Annotated in this window: 17 protein-coding genes; 6 read left to right on the top strand and 11 right to left on the bottom strand. The window is 63.7% G+C overall.

Features of this window, described 5'->3' with window-relative positions; translation table 11 throughout:
- Positions 1-13: 13 nt before the first annotated feature.
- Genes BKX98_RS01955 through BKX98_RS01945 form a run of 3 tightly spaced genes read right to left on the bottom strand, consistent with a single transcriptional unit; the run spans position 14 to position 6,926 of the window.
- The gene (locus tag BKX98_RS01955; protein ID WP_073705981.1) at positions 14-3,331 is read right to left on the bottom strand and encodes an ATP-dependent DNA helicase; all 3,318 of its coding nucleotides are present in this window, start codon (positions 3,329-3,331) and stop codon (positions 14-16) included.
- The gene (locus tag BKX98_RS01950) at positions 3,328-6,540 is read right to left on the bottom strand and encodes an ATP-dependent DNA helicase (protein WP_073705980.1); all 3,213 of its coding nucleotides are present in this window, start codon (positions 6,538-6,540) and stop codon (positions 3,328-3,330) included. The genes BKX98_RS01955 and BKX98_RS01950 overlap by 4 nt, the downstream gene beginning before the upstream one ends.
- Complete coding sequence (locus BKX98_RS01945; protein ID WP_038990579.1) at positions 6,537-6,926, bottom strand: MGMT family protein; 390 nt, start codon at positions 6,924-6,926, stop codon at positions 6,537-6,539. The genes BKX98_RS01950 and BKX98_RS01945 overlap by 4 nt, the downstream gene beginning before the upstream one ends.
- A gap of 88 nt (positions 6,927-7,014) precedes the next feature.
- Here BKX98_RS01945 and BKX98_RS01940 point away from each other — a divergent pair, with 88 nt between their 5' ends.
- The 4 genes from BKX98_RS01940 (at position 7,015) to BKX98_RS01925 (ending at position 10,557) form a co-directional block, all read left to right on the top strand.
- The gene (locus BKX98_RS01940) at positions 7,015-7,698 is read left to right on the top strand and encodes a 3'-5' exonuclease (RefSeq protein ID WP_038990580.1); all 684 of its coding nucleotides are present in this window, start codon (positions 7,015-7,017) and stop codon (positions 7,696-7,698) included.
- Positions 7,699-7,944: 246 nt separating this feature from the next.
- The gene (locus BKX98_RS01935; RefSeq protein WP_038990582.1) at positions 7,945-8,937 is read left to right on the top strand and encodes a methionine ABC transporter ATP-binding protein; all 993 of its coding nucleotides are present in this window, start codon (positions 7,945-7,947) and stop codon (positions 8,935-8,937) included.
- Positions 8,938-8,940: 3 nt separating this feature from the next.
- A complete protein-coding gene (locus BKX98_RS01930; protein WP_073705979.1) occupies positions 8,941-9,606 on the top strand; it encodes a methionine ABC transporter permease in 666 nt (221 codons plus the stop codon).
- A 102-nt stretch (positions 9,607-9,708) separates the two neighbouring features.
- Positions 9,709-10,557 (top strand): MetQ/NlpA family ABC transporter substrate-binding protein, encoded by an 849-nt coding sequence (locus BKX98_RS01925; protein WP_073705978.1) that lies wholly within the window; start codon positions 9,709-9,711, stop codon positions 10,555-10,557.
- A 185-nt stretch (positions 10,558-10,742) separates the two neighbouring features.
- Here BKX98_RS01925 and hemL read toward each other — a convergent pair whose 3' ends face one another.
- The 8 genes from hemL to hemE form a co-directional block, all read right to left on the bottom strand.
- Positions 10,743-12,050, bottom strand: coding sequence for a glutamate-1-semialdehyde 2,1-aminomutase (hemL, locus tag BKX98_RS01920; RefSeq protein ID WP_038990586.1), 1,308 nt, complete (start codon positions 12,048-12,050; stop codon positions 10,743-10,745).
- A gap of 3 nt (positions 12,051-12,053) precedes the next feature.
- Positions 12,054-13,037, bottom strand: a complete 984-nt coding sequence (hemB, locus tag BKX98_RS01915) for a porphobilinogen synthase (RefSeq protein WP_073705977.1) — start codon at positions 13,035-13,037, stop codon at positions 12,054-12,056.
- A 31-nt stretch (positions 13,038-13,068) separates the two neighbouring features.
- On the bottom strand, positions 13,069-13,893 hold the full coding sequence (locus BKX98_RS01910) for a uroporphyrinogen-III synthase (RefSeq protein ID WP_073705976.1): 825 nt from the start codon (positions 13,891-13,893) through the stop codon (positions 13,069-13,071).
- A 9-nt stretch (positions 13,894-13,902) separates the two neighbouring features.
- Positions 13,903-14,877 (bottom strand): hydroxymethylbilane synthase, encoded by a 975-nt coding sequence (hemC, locus tag BKX98_RS01905; protein WP_038990589.1) that lies wholly within the window; start codon positions 14,875-14,877, stop codon positions 13,903-13,905.
- Positions 14,874-16,079 (bottom strand): ferrochelatase, encoded by a 1,206-nt coding sequence (locus BKX98_RS01900; RefSeq protein ID WP_083586585.1) that lies wholly within the window; start codon positions 16,077-16,079, stop codon positions 14,874-14,876. The genes hemC and BKX98_RS01900 overlap by 4 nt, the downstream gene beginning before the upstream one ends.
- On the bottom strand, positions 16,076-16,762 hold the full coding sequence (hemQ, locus tag BKX98_RS01895) for a hydrogen peroxide-dependent heme synthase (RefSeq protein WP_073706427.1): 687 nt from the start codon (positions 16,760-16,762) through the stop codon (positions 16,076-16,078). Before hemQ ends, BKX98_RS01900 begins: the two co-directional genes overlap by 4 nt.
- 92 nt (positions 16,763-16,854) lie before the next feature.
- A complete protein-coding gene (gene hemG / locus BKX98_RS01890; protein WP_158024643.1) occupies positions 16,855-18,447 on the bottom strand; it encodes a protoporphyrinogen oxidase in 1,593 nt (530 codons plus the stop codon).
- Between the two features lie 106 nt (positions 18,448-18,553).
- Positions 18,554-19,609, bottom strand: a complete 1,056-nt coding sequence (gene hemE / locus BKX98_RS01885) for a uroporphyrinogen decarboxylase (RefSeq protein WP_073705974.1) — start codon at positions 19,607-19,609, stop codon at positions 18,554-18,556.
- A gap of 148 nt (positions 19,610-19,757) precedes the next feature.
- On the opposite strand from hemE, the gene BKX98_RS01880 reads away from it, so the two are divergent.
- Complete coding sequence (locus BKX98_RS01880) at positions 19,758-21,077, top strand: glutamyl-tRNA reductase (RefSeq protein WP_073705973.1); 1,320 nt, start codon at positions 19,758-19,760, stop codon at positions 21,075-21,077.
- A gap of 138 nt (positions 21,078-21,215) precedes the next feature.
- Positions 21,216-21,839: a TetR/AcrR family transcriptional regulator gene (locus BKX98_RS01875; protein ID WP_052253668.1), complete on the top strand. Its 624-nt coding sequence runs from the start codon at positions 21,216-21,218 to the stop codon at positions 21,837-21,839.
- The last annotated feature ends 10 nt before the right edge of the window (positions 21,840-21,849 follow it).

Genomic DNA, 21,849 nt, shown 5'->3' with positions numbered 1-21,849 from the left:
CATCCTCCGGCCGCTAGCCGTTGAGCTGTTCGAATGCACTGCTGATCATCTGTTCCAGTTCTTGCTCATCGGAGAGATGCTCCGCGTGGATCGTGATGCCCGCCGACACATAGTAGAAGGCGGCCTTGATCTCCTCCAGCGGGATTCCGTGCAGGCGTGACCAGCCCAAGCGATACACTGCGAGCTGGACCAGCTTGCTCCTCAAATCCTTGCCGCTCGGTACCCGGCCCGTTTTCCAGTCCAGCATCAGCCAGGTCCCGTCATCCATCTGGAAGACGGCATCTATGCGGCCGCGCACAGCGACCGGACCCACACGGGTCTCCAAGGGCACCTCGACGTAGGCGGGCTGCAGCTTGGACCATTCGCTCGCCAGGAACGCTTCCTTCATCGCTTCGAGGTCCAGTGCCTCGTCAAGATAGCCATCGGCTGGTTCCTGCAGGTCTCCCAGATCCAGCATGGAGGTCTTCTCGTAGAACTCCTCGATCCAGGCGTGGAACGCGGTACCTCGCCGTGCTGCCAGGCCCGGGCGACGTGGCACCGGGCGCCGGAGGTTTTCCAGCACGCCTACCGGGTCTTCGGCCAGCTCGACAAACAATGAAGCACGCACATGCTCTGGTACCTCGATGCTGCGCTCACGAACAGCCAAGAACTCTCGCTGGCCTAGAAGTTTCTCCGCTTCTTCAGCCCACTGCTGGCCAATACCGGTCAACGGCTCATAGTCGGCGGGAATGGATTCAAGATCCTCCGCCACATCCGCAATGATTTTGCGGCGTGAGTACGGATAGGGAGTCTTCTGCACTCCCCCGGTGACCACGGGGCCTTCCAACGGGTCGTAGGGCCACAGCGCTTCGAGGGGTGTCAACGTGCTCGGGTTTTGTTCCGGAGCTTCCTCATCCTTCACCCAGAGGCCGATTTCAGCCTGGGGGTCTTCGCCTTCGGCCAGCGGAAGCAGGCAGTTGAAGAATTCCGAGGCCTCGGTGGGCTTGGTGCGGGTGCTCGTCCAGACGCTGCTGCTGCAAATCAGCAAGGACTTGGCGCGGGTTACCGCGACATAGGCCAGGCGGCGTTCTTCAGCAATATGATGGTCCTCGACCTGGTCCTTGAAGATCGATTCGGCTTCCAGCAGCTCCTTCAAGGCCGGCTGCTCGGTGTCCCATTGGGGCAGGTCGCGGGCATCGCCACGAAGTTCCCAGGGCAGCGCCTTGTCGCCGCTGGTCCAGCGATCCGACTTGGCACCCGGGAACACCCCGTCGTTCAGGGTCATCACCGCCACGATGTCCCATTCCAATCCCTTGGAAGCGTGAACCGTCAGCAACTGTACAGCGGCCGGATCCGCATCTTCGCTGGGCAGCGGGAGGCCTTTTTCCTTTTCGGCGGCCTGTTCCAGCCACATCAGGAATCCAGCCAGCTCGACACGTGGCGCATTGCGGCAGTACTCGCGCACCACATCGGCGAAGGCGTCGAGATTGGCGCGTGCCTTGTCTCGGGAAATCCACGGGCGGGCGGCCACCTCGATGTCCAGGTTCATGGCGCGTTCGGTCTCGCGAATCAGGGTCTCCAGGTCATCATTGGCCAGCAGCCGCAAGCTTGCCAATTCATCGCGCAAGGCAGCCAGCCGTTCGTAGCCGGCAGCGCTGATGCTCCGGCCGTCATTGCTTTTCCAGCCTTCCTTGGGCAGGAAGTCCAATGCTTCGACAAGGCTAGCCGCATCGTTGAGTTCGGCGCGGGCAGCTTCAGCGGCTGCCTCGTCCGGGGTTGGCGTTTCTTCGTCTTCGGCCGGATCTGGCTGCAGGCCGCGGGCCCGCCGCCGTTCCAGCTGGCGGGACCAATCTGCGAAAGCCATCAGGTCGGAGGCGCCCAGGCGCCAGCGGGCTCCTGCCAGCAGGCGCATGAGCTTATCCGAGCGCAGCGGGTCCACCAGCACGTGCAGGCATGCGACCAGGTCGGTGAGCTCAGGGGTGCTGAGCAATCCCGAAAGTCCCACGAGCTGGTACTTGATGCCGCGCTCGGCAAGCACCTCGCCCATGATGCTCAGCTGGGTGCGATTGCGCGAGAGCACTGCACTGGTTTTCGGCTCGGAAGTTGACCGATTCTCGGCAACAATCATGTCCGCAATGGCTTCCGCTTCGTCGCGAACCGTCGCACAGCGGTTGAGCACCACCCGGCCGGCCTTGGCATGCGCGGAGGAATCCAAAGGCTTGACCGAGACCGGACCTTGATGCTGCGGTCCGCCGGCGGTGATGCTATTCGCTGCGGCAAGCACGTTGACGGTGTTGCGCCATGCGATGGTCAGGTGCTTTACATGGGCAACTTCCCGGCCAGTGTCCCGGACAATCGGGAAGACTTCCGGGAATCGGAACAGCTGTCCGGCACTGGCCCCGCGGAATCCGTAGATTGACTGGTTGGGGTCGCCTACTGCGGTAACCGGATGGCCCTCGCCGTAGAGTTGCGAGAAGAGCACCATCTGCGCGTGCGAGGTGTCTTGGAATTCATCGAGCAGCACCACCTTGTGGCTCTCCCGTTCGGCGAGCGCAGCCGCCGGCACCTCTTGGGCGATACGCGCCGCGTGGGCTACCAAATCGCCATAGTCCATCACCCCGAGGCGCTTCTTTTCCTGCGCGTACTCCTCTGCAAGCTCGGCGATCGTGGCACGCGAGGCCAGCTTGTCGATGAGCTTAAGGGCTGCCTGGGTCGGCTTCTTCGGCTTTTCTGCGTCCATCGGCAGGCTGCGCAGGCGTGCCACCAGCTGATCGATCCACTGGTGCGCCTGTGGTGCGGTGACCAGGTGCTCGGAGGCTTCGGAACTGAAGGAGACGATGGCATCAATCAACGTGCTGGTGGCGCTGTTCAGATGCTCGTAATTGCCGGTGTACCGTTCCAGCACCGAGTGCGCCACCTGCCACGACTGGGCCGCGCCCAGCAAGGCGCTGTCTTCCTCAAGGCCAAGCCGCAGCCCATGGTCCTGGACCAGCGTGTTGGCGTAGGAGTGGTAGGTGGATACCGCAGGATCGAGGAAGTCGCGGGTTTCTTCGGCACTGAGCAGCCCGGTGGACACCAGTTGGGCGATCTTGGCGCGGATGCGGACCGACAGCTCTCCGGCGGCCTTTCGTGTAAAGGTCACGCCGAGGATTTGTTCCGGCCTGACCAACTGGTTGGCGACCAGCCAGACGACTTTGTCCGCCATGGTCTTGGTCTTGCCCGAGCCGGCGCCGGCGATGACCAGCATGGGTTCCAGCGGCGCGGCGACAATTTCGGACTGCTGGGCGGTGGGCGGGAATTGCTCGCCGAGCGCTGCTGAGAGCTCTTCCGGGGTGAATCTGATATTGCTCATGGTTCGGTAACCTGTCGTCCTTGGGCGCATAACGGGCAGATTTCAGGCAGCGTGCAGTTGCCGAGGATCCCGGCGGCTCCCGAAACGTGCCGGGTGATGAATTCGCTGTTGCCCATCAGGGCGGCGGCTTCGAAGATGAGCGTGCGGGCCCAGTCCGCTTCGCCGATGGATGGTTGCTCTCGCACCGAGGCGCTCTTGGTGCTGGTACCCACGTAGACCAAGGACGCGCCGGCCGGCTCATCGGAAAGCCCTGCAGTTGCCTCGTGCTCTTGCAATGCGCCCAGCTGGATTGCGGTTTGGTAGACGCCCAGCTGCGGGTGCTCCAAGGTCGCGTCCTTGGTTGGTGCGGTGGACCCTGTTTTCAGGTCCACGACCCGAACGTTCCCGTCGGCGCCGGCTTCCACGCGGTCAATGATTCCGCGAAGCTGGATCTGCGTGCCGTCAGGGGCTGGTACTTCCAGCTGGAATGGCATTTCCCGGGCCACCAATTCGCGTCCTTCTTGGCGCATGGTCATGCAGTAGGCTGCGAACTTCTTGAGCATGGCGTTGGCGCGGTCGAAGTCCCGTTGGCCCTCCCAGTTTTCCGGTTTTTCCAGTTCCGGCCAGCGCTGTTCGAGGATCTGCTCATATTCGTGTCCGCTGGCCTCCGGGTGCTCTTCGGCAATGGAGTGGATCAGGGTGCCCAGGGATGCCGCGAAATCGTGGGCGGCGGTGCCACCGGCGCTTTGCACGAACCAGTTCAGCGGCGATTTGACCAGGGTTTCCACCTTGGATGGCGATACCCGCCGGGGCTGGTCCTCCGGAATCACCGGGCCTTGGGTGGACAGCTCGCGCAGTCCCCACCAGGTGTCGGGATGCGCTCCGCGCACAGGAATTTGCGCGCGGGCCAGGCGCCCCAGCACGTGGACGGCGTCATGGTACAGGCCCTGGGCATCGGCGTCATCCGGGGCCGGCACAGCCCCGAGGCTTGCTGCCTTGGCACTTTCGGCGGTGCTGCGCAGCTCAGCCACCAGGGTCGGTAGCGAGCGGATGCGCGGAACCGCAGTAGGTTTCCGCCCGTCTGGCCCCGGCGGCTCGACCAGGTCCAGGAAGGAGGATGGCTGGCTGTCCTCGTTGTCCACCGCAGTGCAGATCAGCTGGTCGGCGGCACGGGAGACGGCATTGCTGAAGCTGCGCAATTCGTCGTTGCGGATTTGGCGCACCAGTTGCGTTGGCGTTCGCGTGGCCAGGAAATCAATGCCGTGTTCCGCGGCATCGGCGAGCGCGTTGGAGCCGAGCAGCTCGCCGCGAAGCCGCAGGTTGGGCCAGGAGCCCTCCTGCAGTCCCGGAATGAACACCACCGGCCATTGCTTTCCTGCGGCTGCCGCGGTGGTGAGCACCGTGACGGTTTGCCCTCCGGCGGCGCGGGTGGCCAATGAGTCCATGGGCAGTTCCTGGTGCAGGATGTGCTCAATGAACTGCTGGACGCTGGCTCCGGGGAGCTGGTCCACGAAACGCTCTGCGGCTTGGAATAGCGACAGGACAGCGTCCAGGTCACGGTCAGCCCGGCGGGCGGCGGTTCCGGCCCCCAGAGCCTCGTCGCGCCAGGCTTTGGCACGGCCCGAAGCTTCCCACATTGCCCAGAGCGCTGTTTCCGGTGTAGCGGTTCCGCTGGCCAGTTCCGCTTGCAGGGCAGCGTACATTTTCAGCAGGCGCTGCAGCCCGTACCCCGGCTTTCCCAGATTCTCGGCCATGGCCGGTTCACGCAGGCAGGTTTCAAGCAGTTCCTGGCTAGAGCGGCGTCCGCCTGCCGTGGCTTCCTGCTGGCGCAATAGCTGGCGGATCCGCCGAATTTCCAACGCGGTGCTCATCCCGTAGCGCGAGAGCAGCAGGTTCTGCATCAGCAGCGGATCATCCGCAACAGAATCACTGAACGCCAATGACAGCAGGTCGAGCAGCGGGCGAACCGCCCCCTCGTCCTTTAACGGAATTTCAGCTGGTGGCACTTGCACCGCGATGCCCTGGCCTTCAAGGAATCGGCTGAAGGATCGCACCTGCGAGCCGTTGCGCACCACGATCGCAATATCGGCGAGGCTGCGGTTTTCGAAGAGGTTAAGCTGTACGATCCGCTGGGCGATGAACCGTTCTTCCAAGGTGGAATTCTCGAAGACCAGTCCCTGGCAGAGCGCATGCTCCGGGGTGTTCATCGGCTCGATGGCCCGTCCGCTCAAGCCTGCTGCCAGCGGTACGCGGCTGACGATGCGCTGCCAGGCCTCGGTGATCGGTCCAGACATGCGATAACCATGGGTCAGTTCAAGGCTCGTTGCTTCGCCAGTGCTCGCGTAGTTCTGTGCGAAACGGTGCAATTCGTCGGTGCGTGCACCGCGGAATCCCTGGACTACGCTGTCGGGTGCTGCGAAAGCAACCAGCGCGCGGTCCTTGCCGAGCAGCGACAGCAGGCGGTGCTGCGACAGGGTGGCTTCTTGCAGGTCGTCCACGAGGATCAGGGCCAGCCGATCCTGTTCTGCGTGCAGGAAGGCCTCGTTGTCTTCCAGGATTTCCGCTGCACGGGTAATCAGTCCGGCCGGATCGAATGCCTCGGCACTGCCCAAATCCAGCAGGTCGCGGTATTCCTGGTAGAACAGCGCCGCAGCGTGCCATTCGGGGCGGTTGGCTTTCTGGCCGAGGTCTGCGATGTCGGCAGGTTCCAAACCGAGCTCCGAGACACGGTCGAAGAACTCGCGGATTTCCTTGCGGAATCCGCGGGTCTCCACTGCCAGTTCCAGCTCGCTTGGCCACTGCGGCCCTTCGGTAAGCCCCGCGGCATGGCCTTCCAGCAGGTGCCCGATCAAGGTGTCCTGTTCCGGTCCGGAGAGCAGTCGGGGAACGCGTTCAAGCTGGGGCAAGAGCCCTTCGACGCGAGCACGGCGGATCAAATCGAAGGCATAGGCCGACCAGGTGCGGACCACCGGTTCGGTGAAGGTCCGCTCGGCTCGGCGGCTGAGCTCGTCGCGGATCGAGGCTGCGGTCAGTCGAGTTGGGCCAACGATCAGCAGGGACTGCGGGTCAAGCCCGGTGGCCAGATGCGCAACCGCCGTGTCAATGAGCAGGCTGGTTTTTCCCGTACCCGGCGCCCCGGTGACCAGCACGGGGCTTTTCACCGAATGCAGGTGGCCACGCAGCTTGGCGGTGTCCTCTCGGGAATGGGTTCGGGTTTCTTCCATACTCATAGTTGATCATCCATCTCGGACATTTTGGGGTTGCCCAACGCGGCACGCAGTGCATCTATTTTTCCCCAGGCCGTTTCGCTGGGGTTCCAGCGGTTTTTGGCCATGTTCACGTGCCGACCTGGCACCGCCAGCCCCTCGGAAATCCAGTGCTGTTCTGCTGCTTCGGCAAGTGCCTCGGTCATGGAACCGTTGGAACGGATGATCCGCCACCACGGCGTCCCGGCCGGAGCACTGGCCATCGCTTTTCCGGCCTGGCGTGCTCCCCCGCTACCGAGTAGTTCCGCTACGTCCTTGTAGCTGATCACCGCACCGGCGGGGACCAGCGCCGCGAGTCGATGCACCGCCTCGGAATAATCCAGAGGCTTTTCGGCTGCGTCAGATGTCATAGCCCTATTCTGCCAATTAGCTTGCAGTCCTCCACAACACGCAATGCGCGGGGCTGTCCTATCCTGCGTTGGCTGTAGCGTTGTATCCATGACTGAATGGCATAAGGGCCTGGCAATTGGCTTTGATCTGGAAACTACTGGCGTTGATACCAATACGGCTCGCATCGTGACCGCTTCGGTGGTGCTGCTCGACGCTGAGGGCAAGGTGGTGAACAACCGCGAGTGGCTGGTGAACCCCGGGGTCGAGATCCCGGAGGCTGCAGCGGCGGTTCACGGAATCTCTACCGAGAAAGCTCGTGCTGAAGGCTCTCCGGCGAAACAGTCGGTGCAGGAGATCTTGAATTTGCTGAAGTTCGCCTCTGAGCAAGCGCCGATTGTTGCATTCAACGCTTCCTATGATTTTTCGGTCCTCTATAGCGAAGCCGTTCGCTACGACCTTGAACCGTTCTTCCCGGGCAATGTCATCGATCCGTTCATCATTGACAAGCAGGTCGACAAATTCCGCAAGGGCAAGCGCACCCTGGCCGCGGCGTGCGAGTTCTACGGTGTAGTCCTTGAAAACGCGCACACGTCTCTGGCTGATGCCATCGCCTGCGTGGAGGTTGCCCGCCAATTGGGAGAACGCTACCCGCAGCTGCAAGTGGATCCGATGGTGCTGCACGGCTGGCAGATTGGCTGGGCGAAAGAGCAGGCCGAAAGTTTCCAGAAGTACCTGCGCAAGACGAAGCCCGAAGCTGTCGTCGATGGTGCGTGGCCCATCACGGAATCGTAACCTCGAGAGATCCTGCTTCCTGTGCGCCATTTCACATAGGTCACGCTGGGCGCGAGGACCACTATGCGGAAGTCAATCGTTCATTTTCTGTCATAATTCAGCAAATTATATTCGAAGGCTTGCCTACTAAGTCCTCATACTAAGAATCTTGACCGCGGTTTTCCCTTGATTCGGGCGATTTTGTTCGATAGTGATTCAATAGAGGGTACTCTCTACACCCTATGAGAATCTGAAGGAACACGCCTAGTGATCACAGTTAGTGACCTGCGCAAGGTCTACCAGCAAGACGGCAAAGATGTTGTTGCCCTTGATGGTGTCAGCCTTGAAGTCCCTACCGGGAAAATTCATGGCATTGTCGGACATTCCGGAGCGGGTAAATCCACTCTCGTCCGCTGCTTGACCTTGCTCGACCAGCCCACCTCCGGGACCGTCGCCGTGAACGGCAAGGAGCTGACCAACGTCAGCCCCGACGAGTTGCGGAACGCGCGGCGTCGAATTGGCATGGTGTTCCAGCACGCGAACCTCTTCGATTCGCGCACCACCGAGCAGAACGTGGCCTACCCGCTAGAGCTTGTCGGCACGCCCAAGGCGGAAATCGACGCAAAGGTCGCCGAACTGCTGGAGCTCGTGGGACTGTCCAAGTTCGCCAAGGGCTACCCATCCCAGCTATCCGGTGGCCAGCGCCAGCGCGTGGGCATCGCCCGGGCGCTGGCAACCGATCCGGATGTCCTGCTCTGCGATGAGCCGACCAGTGCACTGGATCCGAAGACCACCGACGAAATTCTCGATTTGGTCAAGAAGCTGCGCGATCGGTTGAACATCACCGTGCTGATCATTACCCACGAAATGCATGTCGTGAAGCAGGCCTGCGATTCCGTCTCGCTGCTTGAAGCCGGCAAGATCGTGGAGCACGGCAACATCGAGCAGGTCATTACCAACGCCGCAGGAAGCCTGGCTTCCACTTTGCTCCCGCTTCCGGGCGATGCACCACGCGTGGACGGTGAGGGCCCGATCCTCGATCTGCTCTACACCGGCGACCAGGCGACCCAACCAGTCATCTCTTCCATTTCGCGCATGTTCAACACCGATGTCAATGTCTTGGCTGGATCCGTTGAGCAGCTCGGCCAGCAGCAGTACGCGCACTTGCGCCTGCAACTGGCTCCCGACGCGGACCTGGAGGCAATCGTGAACTACTTGAAGTCCAGCGGCATCGCCGTTACCGTGAAGGGAGCCAAGTAAGCAATGGATTTCTTCACCCCCACCGTGCTCAAGGCCGTTGGCCAAGCGACCGTCGAAACCCTGCAGATGGTCGTGATTTCTGGTGTGATCACCGTCGTCATCGGTCTGCTGCTGGGCATTTTGCTGCATGTGACCGGCAAGGGCGGACTGGCGCCCGTGCGCTGGTTGAACGCGATTCTCTCCACGGTGATCGTGAACATCACCCGTTCCATCCCGTTCGCCATCCTGATGGTTGCCCTGATCCCATTCGCCGCGATGCTCATCGGCACCGCGCTGGGCCCGATCGCCGCCTCCGTGTCATTGACTATCGGCACCATCCCGTTCTTTGCCCGCCTGGTGGAAACCGCCCTGCGCGATGTCAATAGCGGCAAGGTCGATGCTGCCCTGGTCATGGGCTCAACGAAGCTGCAAACCATTCGCAAGGTCCTGGTTCCGGAAGCCATGCCCGGCATCATCTCGGCGGTCACCACCACCATGGTGACCCTGATCGGCTACTCCGCCATGGCCGGCCTCGTAGGCGGCGGCGGCTTGGGCCGTCTGGCCTACAACTACGGCTACGTCCGCTACAACATGCCCATCATGCTTGCGACCATCGTGATTATCGTGATCATGGTCCAGCTGGTGCAAGTAATCGGCGATGCCATTGCCCGCAAGGTTGATCACCGCTAATTAGAACTTCCGCCGGTTGATCCGGCGGAGCCGTCGAATCGCTGAGGACACGGCCAACCACTCGCATTGTGCCTCACGGCTCTACCTAAGGAAAGACAAGTTATGCGCAAGAAACTCGCACTCGCCATCACCGGTGTTGCCACTGCATTCGCCCTGGCCGCTTGCGGCAGCAGCGAACCAACTGCAGACACCGCAGCTACCTTGGATCCAGCAAACCCTACGGTGATCAAGGTGGGCGCCAGCCCGGTCCCGCAGGCAGACATCCTGAACTTCATCGATGAGAATTTGGCCAAGGATGCCGGCATCGACCTGGACGTCATGGAAATCGACGACTACGTCACGCCGAACACCGGACTTGCCGACGGCTCGCTGGATGCCAACTACTTCCAGACCGAGGCCTACCTGGCTACCGAAATGAAGGAAAAGGGCTACGAGTTCGCGCACGGCGCGGGCGTGCACGTGGAACCGATGACCGTCTTCTCGAAGAAGTTCCAGGACCCGAAGGATGTCGCCGAGGGCACCAAGGTGCTGCTGAACAACGACCCGGTGAACCAGATCCGCGGCATGCGTGTACTGGAAGAAGCTGGCCTGCTGCAGAACCTCAGCGATGACGACTCCCTGCTGACCGTGAATGGCAACAAGGAAAAGAACCCGCTGAACTTGGAAATCACTGACGCCAACGCAGAGCAGGTCGTCCAGTACTACAAGTCCGATGACTCCATCGGCCTGGCAGTTATCAACGGCAACTACATCGTCCAGGCGAAGCTGAACAAGGACGAAATTCTTGCCCAGGAATCCGGCGAGAACAATCCGAACGCCAACTTCCTGACCTGGCGCGACGGCGAAGAAACTCCTGCAATTGCGAAGCTCGAAGAGCTGCTGCACTCCGATGAGGTCCGCGACTACATCGAGAAGACCTGGACCGACGGCAGCGTTATCGCCGCTTTCTAATCCGGTTTTCCAGCCACGGGGCGTAGTCCCTGCGTGATCCGCGACTGCCCGAGTTCCTTGCAAGGAACTCGGGCAGTCGCGTTTCCCGCCGTTGTCCGGGATGGAACAGCAGTAATTAAAAGGCTAGGCCTGGCAGGCACCGTGCGGTGCCTGCCAGGCCTAGCCTTTTGTTCCAGTGACTACGATCAAGCCGTAGCGGCCGCAGCAGCTTGGGCCGCTGCTGGAAGGGCAGCGAAGATCTTCTCCATCGCCGCATCATCATGGGCTGCCGAGACGAACCATGCCTCGAAGACGCTAGGCGGCAGGTAGATACCGGAGTCCAGCATCGAGTGGAAGAACGGTGCGTAGCGGAACGCTTCCTGTCCCTGCGCATCGGCGTAGTTGTGCACGCCCTTTTCGGAGGTGCCGAAGGCTACCGAGAACAAGGTGCCTGCGCGCTGGATCGAGTGATCCAGGCCTGCGGCGTTGAAGGACTCGGTGATCGCGGTCTGCAGCGCCTCGGACTGCTTGGTCAGGTGCGCGTAAACGTCCTCGGTGGCGTGGGTCAGCTGGGCGATGCCGGCGGCCATGGCCACCGGGTTGCCCGACAGGGTGCCTGCCTGGTAGACCGGGCCCAGCGGAGCGAGGTAGTCCATGACCTCGGCGCGTCCGCCTAAGGCAGCGGTAGGCAGGCCGCCACCGATGACCTTGCCGAAGGTGTAGAGGTCTGCGTTCCAGCCCTCTTCCTTTCCGGTCAAACCCCAGTAGCCCGAGGAAGATGCGCGGAAGCCGGTAAGCACCTCGTCGAGGATCAGCAGCGCGCCGTGCTTGGCGGTGGTTTCCTTCAGGAACTTGTTGAAGCCGTCTTCGGGAACGACAACTCCCATGTTGCACGGAGCCGATTCGGTGATCACCGCGGCGATGTTCGCACCGTGCTCCGCGAAGGCCGCCTCGATGGCCGATCGGTCGTTGTAGGGCAGGACCAGGGTTTCTGCCGCCGTGGCTGCGGTGACCCCGGCGGAACCCGGCAAGGCCAGGGTGGCAACACCTGAGCCGGCGTCGGCCAGCAGGCCGTCGAGGTGGCCGTGGTAGCAGCCGGAGAACTTGATGACCAGGTCGCGGCCGGTGTAGCCACGGGCCAGGCGCACCGCGGTCATGGTGGCTTCGGTGCCGGTGGAGACCATGCGCACGCGGTCCACCCCGCCCATGCGGGACTTGATCAGCGCGCCGAGCTTGGCCTCATCCGGGGTGGATGCGCCGAAGGACAGGCCGCGGTCCACGGCCGCGTGCACGGCTGCCTGGATTTCCGGGTGGGCGTGGCCCAGCAGTGCCGGACCCCACGAGCAGACCAGGTCGACATATTCCTTGCCGTCGGCGTCTCTCAGGTACGCGCCCTTGGCGCCGACCATGAACGGTGGAACGCCGCCGACCGAGCCGAACGCACGCACCGGGGAATTCACGCCGCCGGGCATGACCTCGCGGGCCTCGGCGAAGAGCTTTTCAGAGTTCGACATTTATTACTTGCCTTCCTTGAGCCAGCCGGCAACTTCGGCTGCGTAGTAGGTGAGGATCTGCTGGGCACCGGCGCGCCTGATCGACAGCAGCGATTCGAGCACGGAGGCCTTGCGGTCGATCCAGCCGTTGGCCGCGGCGGCCTCGATCATCGAGTACTCGCCGGAAATCTGGTAGGCGGAAACGGGAACCGGGGAGATATCGGCAATGTCGCGCACGATGTCCAGGTAGCTCATGGCCGGCTTGACCATGATCATGTCGGCTCCCTCGGCAATATCGAGCTCTGCTTCCAGCACTGCTTCGCTCCGGTTGGCCGAATCCATCTGGTAGGTCCGGCGGTCCCCCACCAGCTGGGAGTCCACGGCTTCGCGGAAGGGGCCGTAGAAGGCGCTGGCGTACTTGGCGCTGTAGGCGAGAATCGAGACGTCCTGGCGTCCGGCAGTGTCCAGGGCCTGGCGGATGACGCCGATCTGGCCGTCCATCATGCCCGAGGGACCCAGCATGTGGGCGCCGGCCTCGGCCTGCGCCATGGCCATCTGGCCATAGATTTCAAGGGTGGCATCATTGTCCACGATGCCGTGCTCGTCGAGCACGCCGCAGTGGCCGTGCGAGGTGAATTCATCCAGGCACACGTCGGACATGACCACCAGTTCGTCCCCCACTTCGGCGCGCACCGCGGCGATGCCCTGGTTCAGGATGCCCTGCGGGTCGATTCCGGCCGAGCCGTTCTCATCGCGTTCCTCGGGGATGCCGAAGAGCATGATGCCGCCCAGCCCGAGTTCGGCCGCGTTGCTGGCGGCCGCCTTCAGCGAATCCATGGTGTGCTGGTAGACCCCAGGCATGGAGGTGATCTCGTTGGGCTGGCTCAGCCCTTCGCGCACGAAGGCGGGCAGGATCAGCTGCCGGGTCGAAAGCTCGTTTTCGGCCACCAGACGGCGGATCGCAGGATTCTGCCGCAACCGGCGCGGGCGATGCTGGGGGAAACCCATGGCTCCTCTTTCTCCAGTTCTCAATAACTTCTTATTCTGCGGTACGCTCCGCGGCACCGGAAGGACCGGTGCGCCGGAGCAAATCTTGGGCCGCACGGGCCAGGCCCTGCGGCGTGGGCTGCGCGGAAATCGCATGCACGGGCAGCCCGGCGCGTTCCATGGCCGCGGCCGTCGGCTTGCCGATGGCGATGGCCTGCGTCCGGGACGGCAAGCGGCTGCCTGCCAGCTGGATGAAGCGGCGAACCACGCTCGGGGCCGAAAAGACCACCAGGTCCAGCTCTTCCAGTGTGGCACCGATCTGCTCCGCCGGAAGGATCTTGATCCCCGGGGCGGCCACTGCTTCGGTGACCGGCTGGCCGCCACGGCCGGCATCAACGGTTTCATAGGCGATGCATTCGCTGACCTCGACCGGATGCTCGGCCAGCCCGTCAGCCAGCGTGGAACTGGCCAGGTCCCCATGCGGATAGCAGATCCGCGCCCCTGCTTCCAGGCGCCATTCGGCCACCATCCCGGCCGCAGACTGCTCGGCCGGCTGGAAGTGCACCGACCGGCCCAGCAGCCGGGCAATTGCGCCGGTGGTCTTCTGGCCTACCGAGGCAATCCGCAGATCTGCGGGAAGCTGCCGGCCATCGAGCACCTGTGCAACAACATGGACCGTATTCACCGAGGTGAACACCAGCCAGCTGAAGCGGCCGGCCACCAGTTCTTCGCCCATGCGGTGCAGCTGGCTGCGGTCCTCGGGCCAGACGGTATCGATCAGCTGGGCACACCTTGAGGTGATGCCCAGCTGCTCGAATTCCTGCACGGTGGCCGCGGCGCGTGCCGGGTTGCGCAGGATCAGTGCTTGGTAGGCCATCTGCTGGGACTAGGCCAGTCCGGCGACGACGGCCGCGCCGTCAGCGATCATCGACTGCGCCAGCGAACGGCCCAGCTGCTGCGCCGATTGAACAGAGCTGGCCGCGGTGCGGGCGCTGCGGCGCATGGTCTGCGAGCCATCAGGGTTGCAGGCCACGGCTTCGAGGACCAGCTCATCGCCCTCGATATGCGCCAAGGCGCCAATCGGGGCGGCGCACCCGGCTTCCAGTTCAGCCAGCAGCGCGCGTTCGGCCTCGACCTGCATGCGGGTGGCGGCATCGTCGAACTGCGCCAACGCCGCATCCAGTGACTTGTGGCCGGAGCCGGCGGTACGGGTTTCCAGCGCCAACGCGCCCTGCCCCGGGGCCGGCAGCATGATGGCAGGATCCAGGTACTCGGTGATGTGCTTCTCCAAGCCCAACCGGCGCATGCCGGCTGCCGCCAGGATCACCGCGTCCAGGTCGCCCTGGGTGCTGCGTCCCACGCTGCCGTCATCCAAGGTCTCCCCGACACCCTTGACTCGTCCCAAGCGGGTGGGGACATTGCCGCGGATATCGACAATCTGCAAATCGCTGCGGTAGGCCAGCAGCTGGGCGGCGCGGCGCGGCGAACCCGTACCGATCTTCGCGCCCTGCGGCAGCTGGTCCAAGCCCAGCGAGTCGCGCGAGCACAACGCATCGCGCACGTCCTCGCGCGGCGGGATGGCGGCCAGCACCAGGCCCTCGGGCTGCGCGGTGGGCAGGTCCTTGAGCGAGTGCACGGCCAGGTCGCACCCGGAATCCAGGAGGTGCTGGCGCAACGCGGCGGCGAAGACCCCGGTGCCGCCGAGGGTGGCCAGCGAACCGGTCACCACATCGCCTTCGGTCTTGACCAGCACGGTCTGCACCTCCAGGCCCGAGATCTCGGCCAGCTGCTGGGCGGCCCACCCGGTCTGGGTGGTTGCCAGCGCGCTGCCGCGGGTTCCTACGCGGAATGCTTCGCTCATGGTGCCGGCACACCTACTTCCGAGTCGACGGCGCCGATGGTCGGGCGCAGGGTTCCATCCAGCGCGCGCTTTTCGCAGCAGCCTGGACGGCAGACGTCGAACCATGGGCCGCCCTCGACCACCGAGGCGCGTCCTGCGCGCAAGGCCTTGCCGTCGGGACCGGCGAGGCGTTCTTCGACCAAGTCGACCAGGCCGGAGATGAACCCGGGGTGGGTGCCCGGGGTGGCGACGCGGTCAAAGGCCAGGCCCAGTTCCGCGCAGGTGTCCTTGGCTTCGGTATCCAGATCCCACATGACTTCCATGTGATCGGAGATGAAGCCGATGGGCACCACCACGACACCGGCGATGCCGGCTGCGGCATCTTCTTCCAGCGCGTCGTTGATATCCGGTTCCAGCCATGGCACATGCGGTGCCCCGGAGCGGGACTGGTAGACAAGGCTGTGCTCCAGTCCCTGGGCTTCTTCCACCTGGGACAGGATGCCGTTGGCTACGGCCTGGTGCTGGCGGGTGTAGAGATTCTCGTATCCCTCGCCCCGGATGCCTTCGGGCCCAGCGGCCTCGGCATCGGACATCGGAATGGAGTGGGTGACGAAGACGATCTTGATCGCCCCGTCTTCCTTGCCTGTTTCGGCCAGCTGGGCGCGCACGTTGGCCAGCGAGGTGCGCAAGGAATCCACAAAAGGAGCAATGAAGGCAGGGGTGTCGAAGAACTGGCGCAGCTTGTCCACTTCCACCACGCCGTCCAGGCCGGTGTTGACCAGGCCCATGCCGGCATCCTCGCGGTACTGGCGGCAGGCCGAGTAGCCGGAGTATGCGCCGGTGCCCATGAGCAGCACCTTGCGGTGGCCGTCGGCTGCCAGCTGCTTGAGCGTGTCGTCGATGAACGGATGCCAGTTGCGGTTGCCCCAGTAGATCGGCAGGTCGATGCCGCGGTCGGCCAATTCGGCTTCCAGCGCTGCCTTCAGCGCGCGGTTCTGCGCGTTGATGGGCGAGACGCCGCCATTCTTGCGGTAGTGCACCGCCACTTCTTCCAGCCGCTCATCCGGGATGCCGCGGCCCGCGGTGACCTTGCGCAGGAACGGGATGACATCATCCTGCCCCTCCGGGCCGCCGAAGGATGCCAGCAGGATGGCCTCGTAGGCCTTGGGAATCATCTGGCCGTTGCTGTCATATCCCTCGCGGGGATCGAAGGCCTGGCTCACTTCAGCACCTCGAGCGCTTCGGCTGCCGAAATGCGGCGGCCGGTGTAGAACGGAGTCTCCTCACGCACGTGGTGGCGGGCCTCGGTGTAGCGCAGGTGGCGCATCATGTCGACCAGGTCGATCATGTCATCGGCTTCCAGGCAGATCTGCCATTCGTAGTCGCCGAAGGAGAACGCGGCCACGGTGTTGGCCAGCACGTTGGGGAATTCGCGGCCCAGGATGCCGTGGTCGCGCAGCATCTTGCCGCGGGCCGCCGGGTCCAGGGTGTACCACTCGGTGGAGCGGACGAACGGGTAGACGGTCATCCATTCCTTGGCGGCCACCCCGCGGGCGAACGCGGGCGAGTGGTCCTTGGCGAATTCAGCTTCGCGGTGCACGGCCATGGTGGAGTACACGATCTCGGTGCCTTCTAGCAGGGCCGAACGGCGGATCTTGCGCATCGAAGCCTGGAGCAGCTGGGCCGATGGCCCGTGCACCCAGACCATCAGGTCGGCGTCTTCGCGCATGGCCGATACGTCGTAGATGCCGCGGACGGTGGCGCCTTCGGCGGCCAGCTCGGAGACCAGTGCATCGAATTCAGCGGCAGCCGCCTCGGAACGCTCAACGATGTCGGAACGCTTGAAAATGGTCCAGAGAGTGTAGAAGAACGTCGGGTTTTCTCCTGCGTTTTCGCGTTCGCGAATAACTGGGGAATTATGCTCCGGTGCGTTGCTCACTTGATATTCTCCTTGATCTGGTTTCGGACAAAAGTCCAGGTTGGTTGTCCCGGGCGCGGTTAGCGGGCGCTGATCGCGACGGCACTGCGGGCTTGGCTGATCACTCGTGCCAATCCGGTGCCGGCGATCCATGCGCCAACCACATCGAGCCCTTCGAAGTCCGACAGGCTGCGCTGCAGCTGGCCACGGCGCGCGGCAGCGGCTTGGCCTTGCAGCGGAACCATGTCGCTGAAGCGTGAAACGGTGCTTCCCAAGACATCATCAAGATGCAATTGAACACCGAGAATCTTTGAAGCGTCTTTGATTGCCTGTTCGATGAGAGCCGAGTCATCCCCGGATTCGACCAGTGCATCATGTTCGCCGATGCGCCCGAAGGACAGGCGCAGCACGTGGGTGCCGGGCCCTGCCTCGTCCGCCAGCCATGGCCACTTGGCCGTGGAGTGGGTCAGCGCCTTGGCAGTCAGCGGGGCTCCCTTGGAGACCAGCACGCCGGAACCGCGCGGGGCGTCGTCGAGTTCGGGCTTGTCGACCACCAGGATCGCCAAGGCGATGGCGTTGTCGCCGCCTTCGCTGGCCAGCTGGTCTTCGGGTGCCAGCAGCGGGTTCAGCAGCGCAAGTGCCGACGCCGCGGGCGTTGCCAGGACGAGCCGGTCCGCGTGCAGTTCCTGGCCCAGGGTGCTCACCGTGTACGGGGTTGGCGACTGCCCGTCGTGGCGCACCGCGGTGACCGGCGAATTGCGCACCAGCGCCACGCCTGCCTCCCCCAGCTGGGAAACCAGGGCTTCGACCATGGTGTACATGCCGCCGTTCAGGCCGGCGACCCGGGAGCCTGCCGGCGCCGATTCCTGCAGCTTGGTGACGGCGCGAGCCAGCGAACCGGTCTCCAGCATCGCTTGGCGCAGGCCAGGGGCAGCGGCGTCAATGGAAATCTTGGCGGGGTCGGTGGAATAGACCCCGTTGACGACCGGGGCCACCAGCTGGTCCAGCACCGCCTGGCCCATGCGGGAACGAACCACCTCGGCAATGGACAGCGGCTCGGTAGCCCACTTCTTGTTCATCGGAGTGATCAGGTCCGCCGCGGCGCGCACGGTGGCGGGCCGGCCGATGATCGAGCGCACCTCGTCGGTGCGCACATTGCCCGGGATGCCCAGCAAGGCGGTTTCAGGCATCGGGTGGGCCAGGATGTCCTGCTCCTCGCCCTGGACGAGCCAGGCCCGCGCACCTGAGGTCTTGGCAATCTGCCCGCCCAACTCCAGCTCGTCGAGGTAGGAGGCAACAATGCCTCCGCGCAGCGCGAAGGATTCCGCGCCGGCATCGATGGCCAGCCCGGCGACTTCGGTCGTGCGCACGCAGCCGCCGAAGGTACCGGTTGCTTCCAGCACGGTTACTTCGTGTCCGGTCTGGCGAAGCTCACGGGCAGCGACCAGCCCGGCGATGCCGCCGCCGACCACTACCGCATGCGGTGCCGATGGCTTCTCAGCCTGGTCCGCTGATCCGGTTTTCGCTAGGCGTGCTTCGCTGGCGCTGCGCACCTTTTCCAGCAGGCGCAAGGCGTGCGCCGCGGCATCGTTGGCAATATCCCGTCGCGGCTTGGATGCACCGGTGGCTTGCGCTGATTCCCCTGCGCGCACATTGCGTTGTTCCTTGCTCACGTGCCTTGCACCTTCCACCTTCACGATATGCCGAGGCCCTGTCCCGCTGGCCGTGGCGTCGAGGGCCAGTGGGACACGGCGTTAAACCTAGCTTAGACCTGTTGAATTACAGCGAGTGAATGAGCTCGACCACACGGGTCAGCACGGTTGGGTCGGTGGTCGGGGGAACACCGTGGCCCAGGTTCACCACGTGGCCGCGGGCCTTCTTGCCGGCCGCAACCACCTCGCGCACGTGCGCTTCGAGGACTTCCCATGGGGCTGCCAGCAGTGCCGGGTCGATATTGCCCTGTACCGAAACGTCCTGGCCCAAACGCTCGATCGCCGTTGCAAGCGGGATGCGGTAATCCACGCCGACTGTATCCACGCCGGCATCGCGCATCGCGGTCAGCAGCTCGCCGGTGCCGGTGCCGAAGTGGATCAGCGGCACGCCCAGATCGCGGACGTAGTCCAGGGACTTCACCGAGTACGGGGCGACATGCTTCTGGTAGTCCGGCAGCGACAGCGACCCGGCCCACGAGTCGAAGAGCTGGGCGGCCGAGGCGCCGGCCTCGACCTGCGCGCGCAGGAACTGGCCCGAGGCGTTAGCTGCCCAGGTCATCAGCCCGTCCCAGACCTCCGCATCGGTGTGCATCATGGTGCGCGGGCCCAGGTGGTCGCGGCTCGGCTTGCCCTCGACCATGTAGGCGGCCACGGTGAACGGGGCACCGGCGAAACCGATCAGCGGGGTCTTGCCCAGCTCTGCTACGGTCAGGCGCACCGCTTCGCGGATCGGTTCCAGCGACTCGTCGGTCAGCTCGGGAAGCGCCGCGACCTGTTCCATGGTGCGGATCGGGGTGTCCAGCACCGGGCCGACTCCTGGCACGATGTCCACGCCGATGCCTGCCAGGCGCAGCGGGATGACGATGTCCGAGAAGAAGATGCCAGCGTCCACCTTGTGGCGGCGCACCGGCTGCAGGGTGATCTCGCTGGCCATGGCTGGATCCAGGCAGGAGTCGAGCATGCTCACCCCTTCGCGCAGCTTCAGGTACTCAGGCAGCGAGCGGCCGGCCTGGCGCATGAACCACACCGGGTGATGCGAAGGCTTCTTGCCGGTCAAGGCTTGGATCAAAGCGGAATCTTGGGTACGTCCATCAAGCATCGGATGGTTCTGCGACAGGGTCATGCCCCAATTCTGCCAAGTCTTGGGATTAAAAGCCCATTTACGGCGTTCGCCCGCAGGTGAAGGTGAGCAAACTAACCCCACGGAACCATGCCATATTAGGCACACCTGCGTTGTCTGCCGGTATTTTCCGGCCTATTCTGGGGTCACTGTGGTTTTCTTATCTCTTGTCGCATCGCATTCGCAGCTCGATCTGGAGACCGTGGCACAGATCAGTGCTTCGGCCGATGGGCTGGCAGCTGCCTCCGTTAACGGATCGGCAGTTATCAATGGTGCCGTCGTGCTTGCTACGTGCAACCGCTTCGAGGTCTACGCAGACGTGGACCATGCGGAGGATGCAGCGGAACATCTGGTCAACGAGCTGGCCGCCAACGCAGGCCTCTCCCCCGAATTCCTGTCCCGCCGCCTGACCACGCTGGAAGGCGACCCGGTCATCGAGCACCTCTTCTCCGTCGGCGCCGGCCTGGACTCTGCCGTGGTCGGCGAACGCGAAATCGCTGGGCAGGTGCGTCGCGCCCTGACCCAGGCGCAGCAGGAGAAGACCACGACCAGCAACCTCACCCGGCTGTTCCAGAACGCCACCCGCGCAGCCAAGGATGTCGGTTCGAACACCAACCTCGGCACCCAGGGCAAGTCCGTGGTTTCGGTAGCCCTCGATCTGGCCGAAGAGCTACGCGATGAAGCCAGCGACTGGTCCGAACAGGACGTCGTGCTCTTTGGCACCGGTTCCTACGCTGGCGCCACGATGGCGTTGCTCAAGGAACGCGGGGTCCAGCGCATCTCGGTCTACTCGCATTCGGGACGCGCCGCAGATTTCACCGCCAAGCGCGGCGGATTCCCGTTGAACGACGAATTGCTGCCGCAGGCCCTACGCGAAGCCGACATCATCGTGGGCTGCTCCGGAGGCGGGCACCAGCTGGCCCGCGAAGAGCTCGAAGCCCTGCGGGTGAAGAACCACCCGCTGATCGCCATCGACATGGCGCTCACCCACGACTTCGACCCGACCCTGGTGGAACTGCCGGATGTCGAGCTGATTACCTTGGAATCGGTGCGCATGGCTGCCCCGACCGAACAGGCGATGGCCGTCCACGCGGCGAGCCGGATCGTCAAGAAGGCCACCGCTGAGTTCGCCGCAGCCCAGCGGGAACGCGAAGCCGACTTCGCGATTGTCGCCCTGCGCCAGCACACCAAGACCGTATTGGATGCGGAAATCGCCAAGGTCCGCGCACAGCACGGCTGCAGCGCCGCCGCCGAGGAAGTGGAACTCGCCATGCGCCGCATGGTGCGCCAGTTGCTGCACGTGCCGACCATGCGCGCCCGCGAGCTGGCAGGCGAAGGCCGCACCAGCGAGTATGTCGCGGCCTTGGAAACCCTCTACGGCTTGGAACTTGACCAGCCCGTTGCCGAGAAATCGGAACCACTGCAGGCCCAGGGCAACTGCCCTGCCGCGCCTGAAGTCAAATCAGCGTAGAAAATCTGATTTCCCGTCGGTTTTTTCCACTTTCCGCACAGAAGCATGGAATACTACTTCCAAGTAGATTACTCTCCCGACAATTCCTTCGATGACTTGGGAGCTGATCACTCTGCAGCTGGAAAGGCCCCATTCGACATGACGGAACTCGAAAATATCAAAGGCACCCGCCCCCAACGGATGCCACGTGAAGCGCGTCGGCGCCAGTTGCTGCAGGCAGCGCACCAGGTTTTCGTGGCCCACGGCTATCATGGCGCGTCGATGGACGAAATTGCTGAAGTCGCCTTGGTCTCCAAGCCGGTCCTCTACCAGCACTTCCCCGGCAAGCGCGAACTGTATCTCGCCTTGCTCGATTCCCACCTGGCCGACTTCAGCCGGCAGCTCGATGAAGCGATCCGCTCCACGAATGACAACCGCGAGCGTGTCTTCGCCACCATCAACACGTACTACAGCTACATCAAGGGCGAATCCCAGGCCTACCGCCTGATCTTCGAATCCGATGTCCTCTCCGATCCGCTGATCGCCCATCGCATCGAGCAGTTCAACAGCTCGCTGGCTTCCTCCATCGCCCGCGTCGTCGTCGAGGATACCGATATGAGCGAGGACGAAGGCCTGCTGGCAGGCCGCGCACTGGCCGGGCTCTCGCAGGTTTCGGCTCGCTATTGGGCCACCAGCGAGTCCTCGGTGGACCAGGAGGCAGCAGTCGAGCTGATCTCCCGTTTAGCTTGGCGCGGAATTTCGCAGTTCCCGAAGGAAAACTAGCTAAATTAGT

This window comes from Glutamicibacter sp. 0426, from assembly GCF_001906485.1.
In the GTDB taxonomy this organism is placed as follows: Bacteria; Actinomycetota; Actinomycetes; order Actinomycetales; family Micrococcaceae; genus Glutamicibacter; species Glutamicibacter nicotianae.
The sequence above is the reverse complement of the archived record's forward strand: the minus strand, read 5'-3'. Positions and strand labels throughout refer to the sequence as shown.

Bases quoted from the DNA above. Each gene is read 5' to 3' on its own strand.
- BKX98_RS01955 (WP_073705981.1), bottom strand. From the start codon at position 3,331: ATGAGCAATATCAGATTCACCCCGGAAGAGCTCTCAGCAGCGCTCGGC.
- BKX98_RS01950 (WP_073705980.1), bottom strand. From the start codon at position 6,540: ATGAGTATGGAAGAAACCCGAACCCATTCCCGAGAGGACACCGCCAAG.
- BKX98_RS01945 (WP_038990579.1), bottom strand. From the start codon at position 6,926: ATGACATCTGACGCAGCCGAAAAGCCTCTGGATTATTCCGAGGCGGTG.
- BKX98_RS01940 (WP_038990580.1), top strand. From the start codon at position 7,015: ATGACTGAATGGCATAAGGGCCTGGCAATTGGCTTTGATCTGGAAACT.
- BKX98_RS01930 (WP_073705979.1), top strand. From the start codon at position 8,941: ATGGATTTCTTCACCCCCACCGTGCTCAAGGCCGTTGGCCAAGCGACC.
- BKX98_RS01925 (WP_073705978.1), top strand. From the start codon at position 9,709: ATGCGCAAGAAACTCGCACTCGCCATCACCGGTGTTGCCACTGCATTC.
- hemL (WP_038990586.1), bottom strand. From the start codon at position 12,050: ATGTCGAACTCTGAAAAGCTCTTCGCCGAGGCCCGCGAGGTCATGCCC.
- hemB (WP_073705977.1), bottom strand. From the start codon at position 13,037: ATGGGTTTCCCCCAGCATCGCCCGCGCCGGTTGCGGCAGAATCCTGCG.
- BKX98_RS01910 (WP_073705976.1), bottom strand. From the start codon at position 13,893: ATGGCCTACCAAGCACTGATCCTGCGCAACCCGGCACGCGCCGCGGCC.
- hemC (WP_038990589.1), bottom strand. From the start codon at position 14,877: ATGAGCGAAGCATTCCGCGTAGGAACCCGCGGCAGCGCGCTGGCAACC.
- hemE (WP_073705974.1), bottom strand. From the start codon at position 19,609: ATGACCCTGTCGCAGAACCATCCGATGCTTGATGGACGTACCCAAGAT.
- BKX98_RS01875 (WP_052253668.1), top strand. From the start codon at position 21,216: ATGACGGAACTCGAAAATATCAAAGGCACCCGCCCCCAACGGATGCCA.